Annotated in this window: 15 protein-coding genes and 2 pseudogenes; 9 read left to right on the top strand and 8 right to left on the bottom strand. The window is 35.9% G+C overall.

Going from position 1 to position 16931, the window contains the following annotated elements:
• Position 1 precedes the first annotated feature (1 nt).
• The 5 genes from leuC (at position 2) to X928_RS08110 (ending at position 5856) form a co-directional block, all read left to right on the top strand.
• Positions 2-1261: a 3-isopropylmalate dehydratase large subunit gene (leuC, locus tag X928_RS08130; RefSeq protein WP_103079281.1), complete on the top strand. Its 1260-nt coding sequence runs from the start codon at positions 2-4 to the stop codon at positions 1259-1261.
• The gene (gene leuD, locus X928_RS08125) at positions 1258-1752 is read left to right on the top strand and encodes a 3-isopropylmalate dehydratase small subunit (protein ID WP_103079280.1); all 495 of its coding nucleotides are present in this window, start codon (positions 1258-1260) and stop codon (positions 1750-1752) included. The genes leuC and leuD overlap by 4 nt, the downstream gene beginning before the upstream one ends.
• Entirely contained in the window at positions 1753-2802 is a 1050-nt protein-coding gene (locus X928_RS08120) for a 3-isopropylmalate dehydrogenase (protein WP_103079279.1), read from the top strand. It begins immediately after the preceding gene.
• 6 nt (positions 2803-2808) lie between these two features.
• Positions 2809-4389 (top strand): citramalate synthase, encoded by a 1581-nt coding sequence (gene cimA, locus X928_RS08115; protein WP_103077177.1) that lies wholly within the window; start codon positions 2809-2811, stop codon positions 4387-4389.
• 285 nt (positions 4390-4674) lie between these two features.
• Positions 4675-5856 (top strand): aminotransferase-like domain-containing protein, encoded by a 1182-nt coding sequence (locus X928_RS08110; protein WP_103079278.1) that lies wholly within the window; start codon positions 4675-4677, stop codon positions 5854-5856.
• Here X928_RS08110 and X928_RS08105 read toward each other — a convergent pair.
• Together X928_RS08105 and X928_RS08100 are read right to left on the bottom strand one after the other, a co-directional pair.
• Positions 5845-6285 carry a hypothetical protein gene (locus X928_RS08105; RefSeq protein WP_103079277.1) on the bottom strand — a complete coding sequence of 147 codons (441 nt, stop codon included), beginning with the start codon at positions 6283-6285 and terminating at the stop codon, positions 5845-5847. The two genes, X928_RS08110 and X928_RS08105, sit on opposite strands and share 12 nt — an antisense overlap.
• A 110-nt stretch (positions 6286-6395) precedes the next feature.
• On the bottom strand, positions 6396-7691 hold the full coding sequence (locus X928_RS08100; protein WP_103079276.1) for a Glu/Leu/Phe/Val family dehydrogenase: 1296 nt from the start codon (positions 7689-7691) through the stop codon (positions 6396-6398).
• A gap of 274 nt (positions 7692-7965) precedes the next feature.
• Between X928_RS08100 and X928_RS08095 the strand changes: the two genes are divergently transcribed.
• Genes X928_RS08095 through X928_RS08085 form a run of 4 tightly spaced genes read left to right on the top strand, consistent with a single transcriptional unit; the run spans position 7966 to position 10073 of the window.
• Complete coding sequence (locus tag X928_RS08095; RefSeq protein WP_103079275.1) at positions 7966-8526, top strand: RNA polymerase sigma factor; 561 nt, start codon at positions 7966-7968, stop codon at positions 8524-8526.
• Entirely contained in the window at positions 8523-8699 is a 177-nt protein-coding gene (locus tag X928_RS10120; protein ID WP_169926354.1) for a hypothetical protein, read from the top strand. The genes X928_RS08095 and X928_RS10120 overlap by 4 nt, the downstream gene beginning before the upstream one ends.
• A gap of 23 nt (positions 8700-8722) precedes the next feature.
• On the top strand, positions 8723-9646 hold the full coding sequence (gene thrB / locus X928_RS08090; protein ID WP_103079274.1) for a homoserine kinase: 924 nt from the start codon (positions 8723-8725) through the stop codon (positions 9644-9646).
• The gene (locus X928_RS08085; RefSeq protein WP_103079273.1) at positions 9615-10073 is read left to right on the top strand and encodes a SoxR reducing system RseC family protein; all 459 of its coding nucleotides are present in this window, start codon (positions 9615-9617) and stop codon (positions 10071-10073) included. Before thrB ends, X928_RS08085 begins: the two co-directional genes overlap by 32 nt.
• Positions 10074-10105: 32 nt before the next feature.
• Here the strand turns inward: X928_RS08085 and X928_RS08080 are convergent, their stop codons facing one another.
• The 6 genes and pseudogenes from X928_RS08080 to X928_RS08060 all read right to left on the bottom strand — a co-directional run bounded on the left by X928_RS08080 (position 10106) and on the right by X928_RS08060 (position 16673).
• A complete protein-coding gene (locus X928_RS08080; protein ID WP_103079272.1) occupies positions 10106-11284 on the bottom strand; it encodes an ABC transporter ATP-binding protein in 1179 nt (392 codons plus the stop codon).
• Positions 11284-12303 carry an ABC transporter ATP-binding protein gene (locus X928_RS08075; protein ID WP_103079271.1) on the bottom strand — a complete coding sequence of 340 codons (1020 nt, stop codon included), beginning with the start codon at positions 12301-12303 and terminating at the stop codon, positions 11284-11286. Before X928_RS08075 ends, X928_RS08080 begins: the two co-directional genes overlap by 1 nt.
• Positions 12304-12322: 19 nt before the next feature.
• A pseudogene (locus X928_RS10380) lies at positions 12323-13066 on the bottom strand (ABC transporter permease); the annotation flags it as partial.
• A 447-nt stretch (positions 13067-13513) separates the two neighbouring features.
• A pseudogene (locus X928_RS10375) lies at positions 13514-13648 on the bottom strand (ABC transporter permease); the annotation flags it as partial.
• 10 nt (positions 13649-13658) lie between these two features.
• Positions 13659-14696, bottom strand: coding sequence for an ABC transporter permease (locus X928_RS08065; RefSeq protein ID WP_103079269.1), 1038 nt, complete (start codon positions 14694-14696; stop codon positions 13659-13661).
• A gap of 123 nt (positions 14697-14819) precedes the next feature.
• Positions 14820-16673, bottom strand: a complete 1854-nt coding sequence (locus X928_RS08060) for an ABC transporter substrate-binding protein (protein ID WP_103079268.1) — start codon at positions 16671-16673, stop codon at positions 14820-14822.
• Between the last annotated feature and the right edge of the window lie 258 nt (positions 16674-16931).

Below are 16931 nucleotides of genomic sequence, written 5' to 3'. Positions count from 1 at the left end.
AATGACTATTGTAGAGAAGATTCTTGCGTCTCATTCAAATAAAAGTGAAGTTAAACCTGGAGAGATTGTTAATGCAAGAGTAGATTTAGTGCTTGGGAACGATGTAACAACTCCTGTTGCCATCAAAGAATTTAGAAAAATAGGTTTATCTAAAGTATTTGATAATGAAAGGGTTGCAATAGTTCCAGATCATTTTACCCCAAATAAAGATATAAAATCTGCGCAAAATGCTTTATTTATAAGAAATTTTGCAAAAGAGATGAATATTCTTAATTATTTTGAGATAGGTAAGATGGGAATAGAACACTGTCTAATACCTGAAAAAGGACTAGCCTTACCAGGTGAAATCGTTGTAGGAGCAGATTCACATACGTGTACCTATGGGGCACTTAACTGTTTAGGTACAGGTGTTGGAAGCACCGACATGGCTGCCGCAATGGCTACCGGTTACTTATGGTTTCGTGTCCCAGAAAGTATAAAGATTGTATACAAGGGGAAGTTAAACCCATGGGTCAGTGGGAAGGATCTGATACTTTACACGATAGGAGATATAGGAGTAGACGGAGCCCTGTATAAATCTATTGAGTTTACTGGAGAAACGATCAAAGATCTTTCTATGGATTCGAGAATGACTATGGCAAACATGGCGATAGAAGCAGGGGCAAAATGTGGATTATTTGAATACGATGAAAAAACCAAAGAGTACTTAAAAGAAAGGGTAGTAAGAGAATATACACCGGTAAGTAGCGATCCCGATGCTTCTTATGAAGAAGTTATCGAATATGATGTATCAAGTATTGAACCACAGGTGGCTTTCCCACATTTGCCAGAAAACACCAAACCTGTTAATGAAGCAAAGGGGATAAAAATAGATCAATCTGTAATTGGTTCTTGCACTAACGGAAGAATAGAAGATTTAAGAATTGCTGCTCACGTGCTTAAGGGACATAAAATCAACCCTGATGTAAGATGTATTATTTTTCCTGGCACCCAAGATATATACATGCAGGCACTAAAAGAAGGCTTAATTGAAATATTCATCGAAGCGGGAGCCGCCGTAAGTACACCAACGTGCGGACCTTGCCTTGGTGGCCATATGGGAGTTTTGGCAAAAGGTGAAAGAGCAATCTCTACAACTAACAGGAATTTTGTTGGAAGGATGGGGCATCCAGAAAGTGAAGTTTATTTATCCAATCCTGCGGTGGCGGCAGCTTCTGCTGTTAGTGGATACATTACCCATCCTGAGGAGGTTATAAGGTGAAATTCAGAGGGAGAGTTTTCAAATACGGTGACAACGTTGATACCGATGTTATTATACCAGCTAGATATCTAAACAACCCTGAACCAGAAATATTGGCACAACATTGTATGGAAGATATAGATAAAGATTTCGTAAAAAAAGTTAAAAAAGGAGACATTATAGTAGCCGGAAGGAACTTTGGTTCTGGAAGCTCTCGTGAGCATGCTCCATTATCGATTAAGGCGGCAGGTGTTTCTTGTGTCATAGCAGAAAGCTTTGCAAGGATTTTTTATCGAAACGCTATCAATATTGGATTACCTATACTTATTTCTAAAGAAGCTTCCCATAATATAGAAGATGGTTCGGAAATAGAGATAGATTTAGACAATGGAATCATCAAAGATCTAAAAAACAATAAAGAATACTATTCAGAGAAATACCCCAAATTTCTTCAAGAAATAATATCTTCCGGAGGATTGATAGAGAAGATCAAAAAGGAGGTCGCTCAATAGATGCCGTCGATAGCTGTTCTACCAGGGGATGGAATTGGGAAGGAAGTAATCAACGAAGGTCTTAAAATATTAAATTTTATGGGAGAAAAGTATAATTTGAATCTTAAATTTGAAGAGTTCGAGGTTGGAGCCGAACGCTATCTAAAATCTGGAGAATTAATTCCAGATTCTCTATTGAAACAATTAGAAACCTTCGATGCCATATATTTGGGTGCAGTGGGAGATCCAAGAGTACCATCAGGTATATTAGAACATGGGATACTATTAAAATTACGATTTCATTTTGATCAATACGTCAATTTAAGGCCAATAAAACTACTAAACGACAGGTTTTCTCCTTTGAAGAAGAAGGGCGTTAATGAGATCAATTTTACAGTAATAAGAGAAAATACAGAAGGACTTTATGCAGGTATTGGTGGAATTTTAAAAAAAGATACTCAAGACGAAGTAGCGATACAAGAGATGATTTCAACTAGAAAAGGTGTAGAGCGCATCATCCGTTACGCATTCGAGTATGCAAAAAATCTCAAGGGGAAACTAACACTCTGTGATAAAAGTAACGTACTAACTTATTCTCACGGCTTATGGTTAAGGGTGTTTGAAGAGTTAAAGAAAGAATATCCAGAAGTTCAGACTGATCATTATTACGTGGATGCTATAACGATGAAAATGGTACGAAATCCCGAAATTTTTGATGTGATAGTAACCTGCAATATGTTTGGAGACATCATCACAGATTTGGGTGCAGAACTTCAGGGAGGCATGGGGTTAGCTGCCTCAGGAAATATTAATCCTAACAGTGTTTCTATGTTTGAACCCGTTCATGGTTCAGCTCCCGATATTGCTGGTAAAGGTATTGCCAATCCTATAGCTGCTATTTTAGCTGCAGCTATGATGTTAGAATATTTCGGAAGAAAAGATTTAGCTGAAAAGATTGAAGATTCAATTAAGATCTCTATCCAAGAAAACTTACTTTCTCAAGACATGGGAGGAAATTTAAGCACCAGTGAAGTAGGAGACGAAATTGTTAAAATCTTAAAAAGAGGGTGAACCGAATTGAAAGAACCTAAATTGTTTGATACCACTTTAAGAGATGGAACCCAAGGTGAGAATGTTTCTTTAACTGTGGAAGATAAATTAAAGATAGCCAAAAAATTAGATGAATACGGAATAGACTACATTGAAGGTGGTTGGCCGGGATCCAATCCTAAAGATGAAGAGTTCTTTAAAAAGGTTCAAAATATGTCATTCAAAAACAGTGAAATAGTTGCATTTAGCTCTACAAAAAGATACGGAATAAAAGCAGAAGATGATCCGAATATTTTAAAATTAGTTTCTTCTGGGGCAAAAATCGTTACTATATTTGCAAAAAGCTGGGACTTCCATGTATCTCAAGCCTTGGGCATTTCTCTTGATGACAACCTGAAACTCATAGAAGATACGATAACCTTCTTAAAAAGAAAAGGTATAGAAGTCTTTTTTGATGCTGAACACTTTTTTGATGGTTTTAACCATAATCAACAATATGCCCTTAAAACCTTGGAAGTTGCACAAAACTCCGGTGCTTCAATTGTTGTTTTATGTGACACAAATGGGGGGCAAACCCCTTCAAAGATAAAAGAGGCAATAGAAGTGGTAAAAGAAAGAATAAAAATACCTTTGGGCATTCATGCCCACAACGATTCCGGTCTAGCTGTAGCAAATTCTCTTACAGCCTTACAAGAAGGAGTTGAACAAATACAAGGAACGGTTGGAGGCTTAGGGGAAAGATGTGGTAATGCAGACCTTTGTATTATAATACCTAATTTGAAGTTTAAATACGGATTTAGATTACCGAAAATAAATGTAGAAAAAACAACTTCACTTTATAATTACGTATTTGAAGTTGCTAACTTAACTCCTGACAACAGGATCCCTTACGTGGGAAGAAGCGCATTCACACATAAAGGTGGCGTCCATGTTAGCGCCATTCTTAAAAATCCTCTCACTTACGAACACATATCTCCGGAATGGGTTGGAAACACTAGAAGGATATTAGTTTCTGAGTTATCAGGAAAAAGCAATTTGAAATCAAAGTTGGAAGAATTGGGCTTTGATATTACACAATTTTCTGAAGAACAGTTCAAAAAGTTAACATTGAAGATCAAGGAATATGAGCATGATGGATATCAATTTGAAGGTGCAGATGCTTCTTTGAAACTCTTAGTATTAAGAGAATTTTTTGACTACGCCCCAAATTTTCAAGTGGAGAATTTCAACATTCTTCATTACAATTTTGGTAAAGGCACGGGAACCGAAGCCATTGTCAAATTAAAAATAAATGATGAAACTGTCCATGCTGTTGCTGAAGGCGACGGACCTGTGAATGCGTTAGATATGGCATTGCGAAAGGCTTTAGAAGACTTTTTTCCTTCCCTAAAAAACATGAAATTGATAGATTACAAAGTAAGGGTGCTGGACAGTGCTTCTGGAACCGCTGCAAAGGTGCGGGTCTTAATAGAAACTTCAGACACCGATAAAACTTGGACTACTGTGGGTGTTTCAACTAACATAATTCAAGCCAGTTGGAAAGCATTGTTAGACAGTGTGGAATATGGCTTGTTTGTAGATAATTTGTTCCCTGTTAAAGAAAACTAACAAAACTTTCAGACACTTCAGAAATATAAGATTTTGATTTTAAAAGGATTGAAGGGCGGAGCCCTGTTTGCTGCAGTGTGCAAACCATGTTTTTTTGGACCTTTGTGCAAAATGGTTCTATATAATGCCTTAGAAACAATTTCCATATTCTCATTTGCTGGGCAAATGATGTTACGCGAATTTGGGGATCTTAAGGGGTTTACCCCTTAATGTTTGGCGAAGGAGCGCTAAATTAAGTTTTAAGATTTCTAAAGGCTATAAAAATTTCTCAGGAGGAGATAAAAAATGGAAAATATATACGCTAATCGTATGAAAAACGTTCCACGTTCTTTTATAAGAGAGATACTTAAAGTAGTTGATGACCCCGAAATAATTTCATTTGCAGGCGGTTTACCAAATCCTGATTTATTTCCAGTAGACGAGATAAAAAATGCCGCTGTTTACCAGTTTGATAATCACGGTAAAGAGATACTTCAATACAGTTCCACAGAAGGATATCCACCTTTAAGAGAATTTATCGCCAATAGGTACATGGAAAAGAAGGATTTAAATATTACACAAGATGATGTCTTAATAACTCATGGTTCTCAACAAGCCCTTGACTTACTCGGTAAATTATTTTTGAATGAAGATGATTTCATTGCAATTGAAGAACCTGGATACTTAGGAGCCATACAAGCATTATCAGTATACACAAAAAATTTTAAAACTGTAAAACTATGCCAAGAAGGGCTTGATTTAGAAGAATTAGAAGATGTTTTAGAAGAATTTTCACCAAAATTACTTTACACTGTCCCCAATTTTCAAAATCCTTCGGGTATTACTTATACAAATAAAAATAGAGAAAAGATAGCTGACTTGTTGAAAAGGCACAACATTTACCTTATAGAAGATGACCCATATGGAGAGTTAAGATTTGAAGGGGAAGATAGTGTTTCATTCAAAAAATTGATACCTGAACAAACGATACTTTTAGGATCATTCTCAAAAATTGTTGCCCCAGGATTTAGGCTGGGTTGGGTAGTTGCTCCCAAAGATGTATTGGAAAATCTTGTAACCGCTAAGCAAGGGGCTGATCTCCATTCTAATTATGTAGGGCAAAGAATAATATACCAGTTCGTGAAAGAGAACGACCTAGACAAACATATAATGAACATAAAAATGAGGTATGGTTCACAAAAAAATGCAATGACAGACAGTATTAAAAAATATTTCCCCAAAGATGTAGAATATACGAATCCACAAGGAGGAATGTTTCTTTGGGTAACTTTGCCTAACAACATCTCGGCTCTTGAGCTGTTTGACAAAGCTATTGAAAAAAAGGTTGCCTTCGTCCCCGGAGACCCTTTTTACATTGATAAGAAAAATGTAAATACCTTGAGATTAAATTATTCCTGTGCAAATGAAGAAAGTATTGAAGAGGGGATAAAAAGGTTAGCTTCTACAATACAAGAATTAGTCATTTAAATGTTCGTCAAACTTTTTAGGCAAAAAAACATCTCTTAATCCTATAAGGAAAATAATTATGCCAAATACAATGCCCAAATTTAAGTTTCTCAAAGAAGCAATGATGTAACCTAGGGAAAAACCATTCAACATCCAAGATAGAATAATTAATATTTTTTTGTTAAACGCTGTATAAAGAACAGCAAAAAAGGCAGAAAGGTTAATCAACAAATAAAAATAAGACGGATCAAAATTATTTAAATAACCAAAAAGAGAAAATAAAATCCCTACTAACAAAATAAAGTTACCCAATTTGCTGTACATACTTTTTTTCCAGGAAATGTACAGTATAATACTTAAGATTAGTAGTGACAAAATCCAAAGCAGCATATCAACTAGAAAAAAACCAATCGTAGCGTTTATAAATACAGAAATTAAGGTAAAAGCCATTTTACCACCCCTTTATTAAATAAACCTATTCTATTTTACTTAACCTAAGTAACCAAAAAATTACCCCTTTCTAAATAGTTAAGAAAGGGGTAATTTTTGTTATTTTATAATCATGGATAAATGCCTCTTAACTTTGTAGCGTTTGCTACACGTTCGATAGCTCTCACATATGCAGCTGTTCGCATATCGACTTCATACTTATCCATTGTTTGAGCAACGTCACAAAATGCATTCTTCATCTTTTTATGAAGGGCTTTTCTAATATCTTCAAGTTCCCAAAAGTTCCACTGGAGTCCTTGTACCCACTCGAAGTACGAAACCGTCACGCCACCGGCATTTGCTAAGAAATCCGGTACTATGAAGACATTTTTGGACAACAAGATATCGTCTGCTTCTGGAGTTAATGGCCCATTGGCTCCTTCAACAATGAGTTTTGCCCTTATATCATCTGCATTATTTTCATTAATTGCATTTTCCATAGCACAAGGGGCAAAAACATCAACATCTAGCTTCAATAACTCTTCGTTGGTTATCTCTTTATAACCTTCTTCGTTAACATCCAATAACAAGGCTTTTCTATTTCTAGTTCTATCCATTAGTCTTCGAATCTCTTCTGCTGTAAAACCAGATTCTTTATAAAAACCGCCACTATAATCAGATATTGCAACTAATCTATATTTAGTTTCTTCCGTGAGAGTCAAAGCTAAGTAAGAACCAACGTTACCAAATCCTTGAATGGCAACAGTTATTGCTTCGTCTTTTTTATTTAGCTTACCCTTGTCTGTCAAATACTTTACAGCTTCCTCAATACATATATTTACTCCTCTTCCAGTGGCCTCTGTTCTTCCTTCAGAACCTCCAATCTCTAAAGGCTTCCCCGTAACTATGCCTAAAGTAGTGTGTCCAACATTCATCGAATACGTATCCATCCACCAAGACATTATTTGACCATCAGTGTTTACATCTGGGGCGGGGATATCTTTTTCTTCACCTATTATGATTTGAATCTCAGAGAAGAATCTTCGCGATAACTTCTCTAATTCTGAATCTGAAAGTTTAAAAGGGTCCACTGTAACTCCACCTTTAGCTCCACCATAGGGGATATCCACCACTGCGGACTTCCACGTCATCCAAAAGGCTAATGCTTTAACTTCGTCTAATGTAACATCTGGATGGTACCTAATTCCACCTTTTGCCGGACCCCTGGAGACATTGTGTTGTACTCTGTAACCCGTAAAAACTTTGATTGATCCATCATCCATACATACTGGGAAATTAACCGTAAGTTCTCTCTTTGGCTTGATTAATACTTCTCTTAAATTTCTATCTAATTCCATGATTCTAGCGGCTCTGTCAAATTGCTTAACTGCGTTATCGTACAAGCTTACCTTCTTTGTTTCTTCCATCTTTGAAATCCTCCTTTTTCTTATTGTTTCACTCTTTCTAGAAACTATAAAACTTCACTTTTATTTTATATAAATATTTTATCCTTTTTTTCTCAAAGTTTCAAATTCAAAGAAATCTATTCTTAGACGATTAGAAGCAATTATATGAATTTAGGACCAATTATCGACATTTTTGTCAACTATGAAAAAAATTTCAAAGAAAAATTTTTCAAAGAATCTACCTAACAATTTATGGTATAATAAAATGAACAATTTATTATGGGAGAGAGTCAAATTGACAGAGGAAAAATTCGTAGAAGATCTTAAAAAAAATGATCCCGATGCGTTTAAAAAATTATACGAAGAGTATGCGCCAAAAATTTACGGAGTTTTAAAAAATTACGTTAACCATAATGAAATAGAAGATGCACTTCAAGAAGTGTTTATAAGAATTGTTAAAGGGGTAAATGGATTTAAAGGCAAATCGAAGTTGTCTACGTGGATTTATAGAATAGCTGTCAATGTTGGTAAAAATTATTCTCGCAAATATAAAAGAAGTAAAGAAACTTCTGTGGATTTCGAAGATGAAACAGATCAAAATCATAATATCCAAGCAATTTCCGATACTAACGTAAAAAATGAAGTTTTAGAAGAACTCGATTACCAAATGATTTTAAACATAATGGAAAAACTTGACGATGAAGAAAGGTTATTGATTAAGTTAAGGGATATTGATGGACTGAGTTACAATGAAATTTCCGATATAATGGAAATCCCTTTGGGAACGGTGAAAAGTAAGCTGCATTATGCTAGGAAAAAATTGAGACAATTGATAGAGGAGGCCAACTTCGTATGAACGAAAAAGAAGAAGAATTGTTGAACGAATTTTTTGATGGAAAAATCAAAGAAGATGAGTTAAACGAAAACTGCAAAAAAATAATCAATATATACAGGAACATTATAAAAACATACTTTTCGTGTGAAAACTCTGTTATCAACAATGTTAAAAGTAAACTTAATTTTAGATAACTAATAATGAAAGGGCTGAAGAAATGATCAGAGTGAAAGTGCCAGCTACTACAGCGAACATAGGACCAGGATTTGATAGTTTAGGGATATCCTTACGATTGTACAATATCATAGAAGTGGAAGAAATCAACGATTCGCTTGAAATTAATGTACCAATTGAGGATCAAGAATATATAGAAAGTAATGAACATAATTTAGTTTATCAGGCGATGAAGCGACTGTTTGACGCAGTAAATATTCACCCGCAAGGCCTTCGAATAAACCTCATAAATAATATACCCATAGCAAGAGGCTTGGGAAGTAGCGCAGCTTGCATAGTTGGAGGTCTGGTGGCTGCCAATGAGCTGTTTAATAATCCTTTGAAGAAAGAAGAGATAATGTATTTAGCAGCTACAATGGATGGGCATACGGACAATATTTTACCTGCATTGGTTGGAGGATTGACTGTAGGAAGTTTGTTGGAAAAAGAAGTTAAATATGTAAAAATGGATTTACCAACTCAGTTGAAATTATTAGCTATTATCCCTGATTTTCATTTTTCTACAAAAAAAGCCCGTTCACTTTTACCCCAAAATGTGCCCATTGAAGATGCGGTGTTTAATATAAGTAGAGTTGGCCTTCTCGTAGCCTCGCTTGTAACCGCGCATTTTGAAAATTTGTCAGAAGCCACGAAAGATAAAATCCATCAGCCATATCGTAAAGATTTTGTCCCCTACTGGGAAGAAATAACGTCTAAATTAATGAAAATAGGTGCAAAGGGTTATTTCTTGAGTGGCTCTGGACCCACGATCATGGGAATTTTAGATGGAGATTATAAAAATATTGAGAATGAAATGGTTAAATTTCTTTCTCATCTTGGGCAAAAGTATAAAGTAACTGTTTTAGACATATGTCATAATGGATTGGAGGTATTAAATGATGAGAGAAGTAATGGATGTTATCGATAAAGATGAGAATTACGTATATTTGAGAACCACAAGGACACAAGAATGTGAAAGTTGTGCAATGAAAGGTGGTTGTACGCTATTAGGTGGCTCAAACGAGCTGAATTTAAAAGCTAAAAACACTGAAAAGGTCGATGTAAAAAAAGGAGATAAGGTAGTTGTAGAAATGCCCGAAGTTCCAGTAGTGAAACTTTCTTTTTTAGCTTATGGGATTCCTTTAATCGTTTTCTTGTCTATAATTTCCATACTTTATACTTTGAGCTTTTCAGATATCTTCTCTTTCTTGGCTGGAATTTTAGGAATGGGAATTACTTATTTTTTAATTCATCAGTACGATAGAAAAAAATTAAAAGACAGATATCTTCCGGTCATACTACAAAAGTTGGAGAAAAAAATAGATCTAAAATTAAACGAAAAAGGAGAAATTTAAGATATTTAAAAGCTTGGGTAAAACCCAAGCTTTTAAATTTTAAACTCTCCCGGGAAATGACATGATACATAATGACCTGGTTTAATTTCTTTAAGTGGTGGTTCTTCTTTGCTACAAATATCCTTAGCAATTGGACAACGAGGATGAAACCTACAACCTGAAGGTGGATTTAGAGGGCTGGGTACATCCCCTTGTAAAACCACTCTTTTCTTCTTAACTTCCGGATCTGGTATTGGAATAGCAGACATCAAGGATACCGTATAAGGATGCAAAGGCTCTTCAAAGAGCTCTTTTTTCGTTGTTAATTCAGCTATCTTTCCTAGATACATAACCGCTATTCTGTCGCTTATGTGTTTCACAACGGCCAAATCGTGAGCTATAAAAACATAGGTTAAGCCATAATCGTTTTTCAAGTCAACCATTAAATTTATGATCTGAGATTGAATGGAAACATCTAAAGCGGAAACAGCTTCATCAGAAATGATTAATTTTGGATCCAATGCCAAAGCACGTGCTATCCCTATTCTTTGTCTTTGTCCACCAGAAAATTGGTGGGGATATCTATAAACGTAATCTTTGGATAATCCTACTGTTTCCATTAAGTTGGCAACTCTATCCCTTATTTCAGAAGATGTACCCATTTTATTCACTTTCATACCTTCTCCTATGATATCCAGGACTCTCATTCTTGGATTTAAAGAAGAATATGGGTCTTGAAAGATGACTTGTGCATTTTTTCTAAAGGCTCTTCTTTTTTCGTCCAAATTAGATAACAAATCTTTCTTTATTTCTCTTACCCCATCATGAAAATATAACTGGGCGTATTTTTTATCTATTTCATTATCTAATTTCTTAATTACTTCTTCTTCTGAACCTAATTCTTTTTTCATTTTCTCAAATCTTTCAGCATAAATCGTTTTAACATACTTATTAATGGTGGTACCTCTCATGAACCATGGTGTAGTGTCTTGTTCTCCCATTATAATTCGTCCGTCTGTTGGTTCGTATAATCTTAGGATTGTCATACCTGTTGTACTTTTACCACAACCGGATTCACCAACAAGCCCCAGAGTTTCTCCTTCTTTTATTGCAAAGCTAATATCGTCTACAGCTAATACATGAGCAACGGTTCTTTTGAAGACCCCTGCTCTAACAGGAAAATATTTTTTTAAATTTTCAACTTTTAAGATTACTTTGTCACTATTTGGCACTATACTTCACCTTCTTTGACTTTGTTCATTTCATCCAATAATTTGTCTATGTGCCAACAACGGGAAAAATGGCGAGGTTCTACTTCTTCCAAGTTGGGATCTTCATCTACACATTTTTGGTCAGCAAAGAAACACCTATTTGAAAATTTACAACCCTTTGGAAAGTTCAAGGGGTTTGGAACTACTCCAGGAATAGAAAGCAACCTCTCCTCTTCTTTGTCTATCCTGGGAATAGAATTCATCAACCCCCATGTATAAGGATGACGTGGCCTTTTAAAAATGGTTTTGATGTCACCACTTTCAACCACTTCTCCACCATACATAACTATCGCCCTATCAGCCATCTCAGCAATAACTCCAAGGTCATGTGTAATAAAAATTATAGACATTTTAAACTCATTTTGTAAATCCTTCATGAGTTCCAGTATCTGTGCCTGTATGGTAACATCCAATGCGGTAGTTGGCTCATCTGCTATGAGGATGGAAGGGTTGCAAGCTAACGCCATAGCGATCATGGCTCTCTGTCTCATTCCACCGGACAATTCATGAGGATATTGGTCAATTCGCCTTTCTGGTTCAGGAATATCAACTTTTCTTAATAAATCAATCGCTCTTTTTTTCCCTTCTTTTTCACTAATCTTAAGATGCAATTCAAGAGATTCCATGATTTGTTCCCCAATCGTGTAGACTGGGTTTAAAGCGGTCATAGGTTCCTGGAAGATCATGGAAATCTCATTACCACGTATCCTTCGGAGATGATTGTCCGATAAAGATAAAACATCCATATCTTTGTACTGTATTTCTCCTTCAGCGATCCATCCATTTTCGTCTAGTAACCTTATAGTGCTTAGCGCAGTAACTGTTTTGCCTGAACCAGATTCTCCCACTATTGCCAACGTTTCACCTGGATAAAGATCAAAACTGGCTCCATTGACCGCCTTTATTATACCATCCTCTGTCTTAAAATGAACATGCAAATTATCAACACGAAGTATAGGTTTGCTATTGTTATCTTTCAAAAAGCTTCCTCCTCTCACTTTATCGTCTCATTCTCGGATCAAAAACATCTCTTAGGGCATCTCCTAGTAAATTCCAACCCATGACAAAAAGAATCATAGCCACACCAGGATATAAGATCGTGAACCAGTACTGTCCTGGATTTGTACCCCCAATGATCCAGTCGCGGGAATATGATAATATTGATCCCCAATCGGCGTATCCTTGTGGGGCACCTAAACCCAAGAAACTTAGAGCTGCTGCAGTGATAACCATTGATCCGATCCTCATAGTAGCATTTATCAAAACTGGAAATATCGTATTAGGTAAGATATGTTTGACTATAATTGCCGCATCCCTTACCCCAAGAGCTTTCGCAGCCATAACGTACTGCTCATTTTTGGCTTGAAGTATATTCCCTCTGATCAACCTGGCTGTGACCATCCAACCAAAAATTATCAAGGCGATCATCATATTTCTAACTCCAAGACCTAAAATAGTTGTTAAAACCATAGCTGCAAGCATAAAAGGTATTGACATAAAGATATCCGTGATTCTCATCAGAACTTCTTCGAGCCAACCACCAAAATAGGCAGCTACTGAACCTATAAAAAGCCCTACGATAGTTGAAATTAAAACTACCACCAACCCTATTTGAAAAGCGGTTCTACTTCCCCAAACAACACCGTAAAAGATATCCTTTTGATTTACTACCCCAAAGGGATGTTCAGGAGATGGTGGTATAGGCTCTAACGTTGAAACTACGTTGGGAATCAAGAACGGATTGAATTCAATTGAGTTCAAGAAATCTTTGTTTAATGTTTCATAAACGTTTAAAGCTTCATTTTTGAAATCTTGTCCATTGAGTGATTGAAGATCGCTGATCATTTCTGAAAATCTTAAAGACCTTTCATACCTTTCAACTACGTTTTCATATTCATTTCTCAACCTTCTAATTACACCATTAGTATCTTCATCAAAATCTTCGTAGTAGGACCTATTTAGAACATACATATCAACTAATCCTTTAATTTCAGATTTTAATTCTTCTTTTTCAATCTCCCCATTTTCAAACTTTTCAACACTTTCCATCAATTTTGACATATCTTGATAGTCCATTTCAGCAAAAAAATATGTGTCTTCCCAATAGTTTTTAAACTCTTGAATAATAGAATCTTTATTTCCCGTTGGATCTTCATTTATTTGTTCACGGGCTCTTTCCAAGTTTCTTTCGTTTGGTAATTGAGGAGGTGCTATTACTGGTGCCAGTATCGCTATAATTATGAAAAATACCAATATAGAAAAACCTATGATAGCAGAAGGATTTGTAAAAAAGCGTTTTAAAGCCCTTTTTGTTTCTTCATTCACAATTTCCACCTCACCCTAACCTAATTCTTGGATCGATAAATGCGTAAGATACATCGATTATAAGATTTCCTACAATAAGTATGAAAGAAGTAAATAATAGAACACCCATTATAGAAGCATAATCCAATTGTTGAGCGGCTGTTGCAGCGAAGGATCCTAAACCTGTTCTAACAAAAACCATCTCTACTATAACAACTCCCGCCAATAAACCGATGACCATTTGACCCGCGGTTGTTACAACAGGGATCAAGGCATTTCTTCTAGCATGCTTGTTTATAACTAATTTTTCTGGTAACCCTTTTGATCTTGCAGTTCTTATGTAATCTCTTCTAAGAACTTCCAACATAGAAGATCGGGTGATCCTCAGTAGATTAGCCCACCATAGCCAAGATATAGCAATAATTGGACCTATAATATGTCTTAAAGCATCCCAAAATATATCAATTCTTCCATTGAGTAATGCATCTATAGTCAAAAGATGAGTATAGTTATTAAAGGTGGCACTTTTTACAATTTCATCTGCCCATAAACTTAGGTTACCTGGAGGAAACCATCCCAAGCCAATATAAAATATCAATAAGACAAGGATTGCCCAAACAAAATCTGGCAAAGACCAACCAATTAAAGCAAATATTCTAATAACTTGATCTATGAATGAATTATGATGAACTGCAGCAGTAACCCCAAACCATATACCAACTCCTATTATAGGGAAAAGAGCATATAGTGCTAATTCTACTGTATAGGGAAATCTGTGTAATAAAGCATCAATAACAGGCTCTTTCCCCACTACAGACCAACCAAGATCACCTTTGAACAAATTCCCTATCCATTTGCCGTATCTAACAGGCCAAGGATCGGTCAATCCATACTGCTCCATCAAAGCAATTTTATCTTGATCAGATAACTTGGCATAAGTATTTGGATCAACGTAAGTAGATAAAAGTTTCAGTGGTCCCAGTAATTGTTGCATAGAAAAAACTATCAATGTAACGCCCAACATAATCAAAGGGAGTAATAACAACCTTCTCATAATGTATGTGGTCAAAAGCAAACACCTCCGCTCTGTTATTTATACTTATTAAGTAATCACTTAAAAAGAGAGGGGAACCCCCCTCTCTTCACATTCTACTACAAAAAACTTTCTTTTCACAATATTTTAGCAGAATTATTACTCTACCTTAGTATAGTTATAATAATAGTCACCTGGCCAAATTGGATTATTTATCCATCCTTTTAGCCAAGAACGATGGACCCTCAACCCTTGTGGCTGATAAAGTGGTAAAACAAGAGCGTAATCAAAAACAAATTCTTGAATATCTATGTACATTTGCTCTCTTTTAGCAGGATCAGATTCAAGGGCTGCATCTTCTATCATTTTGTTCAATGATTTTCCACCAAATTCTGGTCTTGGCAAGCTTGCAAATTCCGCAAAGTTATCGCCGTAGAATCCTCCGTAATCACCTTCGCTGTGATAATAGGTGAAAATAAAGTTATGTGGATCTGGAAAATCCGCAACCCAACCTATGATGTAAACTGGAAGCATCATATTTTCTCTTTCATCTAAGTAAGTTGGCCATTGAACCCCTCTAACTTCAACTTGGAATCTAGGATTTATCTTTGCTAAATTATCCCTCAATATTTCTGCAGATACTCTCCTTGAATCGTTTCCTGTATTGTAAAGAATAGTCATATTGAAACCTGTTTGCCATAATCTACCTTGATAAGCCCGTTTGAAGTAATTTTCAGCCTTTTGCAGATCCAATTCGTATGTTGGGAGATCTTCGTCGAACCCTAAGAATCCAGTTGGTAAAGCGGTAGGAACTTTTTCACCCAAACCGTTCAAAACTTCATTTATCATACCATCATAATCAAAGGCATAAGCAAAACCTAATCTAACATTATGATCTGCAAAGAAATCTGGTGGAATACCGTTTCCATCCAATTGACCTGAACCAATGTATGGCGACTCTGGATCAACTTGCCAATTGAACCCTAAAGAGGTGATTGAAACCTCAGGTGTGCCAGGGATAACGGTCAAACCATCCATAGAAAGTACAACATCTAAATATTGAGCAGGAACATAAGCTATGTCAGCATCACCTGTTTCAAGCATAGCTCTTCTCGTCGACCATTCGTCTATACCTTGAATGATTACTCTTCTTATTGGGGCGGGACCCTTCCAGTAATCGTCGAATCGTTCGAGCGTTACCCTTTGTTGAGCGTGATCCCATTCGACCAATTTATACGGACCTGTTCCCATCGCATGGTCAAAGTATGGAGACTGCTCTTTTGTCCATCCGTGATACTTCCACCAACCTTCGGCATTTCCATCCCAAATGCCTAATTCCACAGAGTATTCTTTATCTAATATCGAACCCCAACTACTTCCAGAAGCAATTACATTCAAAAATGGGGCGAAAGGTCTTGCCAAATGGACAAGAACTTCATTACCTTGAACTTCTACCGCAGGATCTATCACGTCATTATAGAAATTAACTAGAGCCTCTTCGTATTCAGGAGATGTAGGATTCATCTCACTATCAAATATAGTATCCCATGAAGCACCTACGTAATCTTCTACCAACGTTCTAATACTGAAAACACCAAACATAGGATCTAAGTACATCCATACTGGTCCTCCAGGTGGGTTGTATAATAGTGCTCTTTCGAAGGTGTATTCGACATCTTCAGGGGTTAAATCGTTACCGTTGTGGAATTTTACACCTTCTCTTATTGGAAAGACATATGTTGTTCCACCGTCTCTCAAATAACCATTTTCAACTGTAGGGACAACCGTTGAGAGCATAGGAACAAACTTACTCATACTTTCACCATCGTATGCTACCAAGTTGTCATATACGTTGAAAATAACTTCACCACTAGAAGTGTCGTAAGCATGGTGAGGGTCTAAAGTATCTGGTTCACTTAGTGTGGCATCGAAAATCATATCAGGGTTTTTCACCTGAGTAAAGGCAAAAACACCCATCAAAGTAACCATAAGAACAATAAAAACCTTTTTCATACCTCTACCTCCTTTACAGATTTATTAGAATTGTTACACACTAACAATACTTTCCCAAATAATCTCCTTATATATTTTATCACATTTTATCTTAATACACAAGTAATAAATTTTAATTTGAAAAAAGTGCTTTTTGTTTGCAAGTTTGACGCAAATCATCATATTAATAGTATTCCACAAAATTAGATTTTTATCAAGTTCGTTTACGGCTTATCTGAAGGAATTATAAACGATTAAGACCAATTAAAAGCAAATATT

The organism is Petrotoga miotherma DSM 10691 (assembly GCF_002895605.1).
GTDB lineage: Bacteria > Thermotogota > Thermotogae > Petrotogales > Petrotogaceae > Petrotoga > Petrotoga miotherma.
This window is presented reverse-complemented; position numbering and strand designations above follow the sequence as displayed.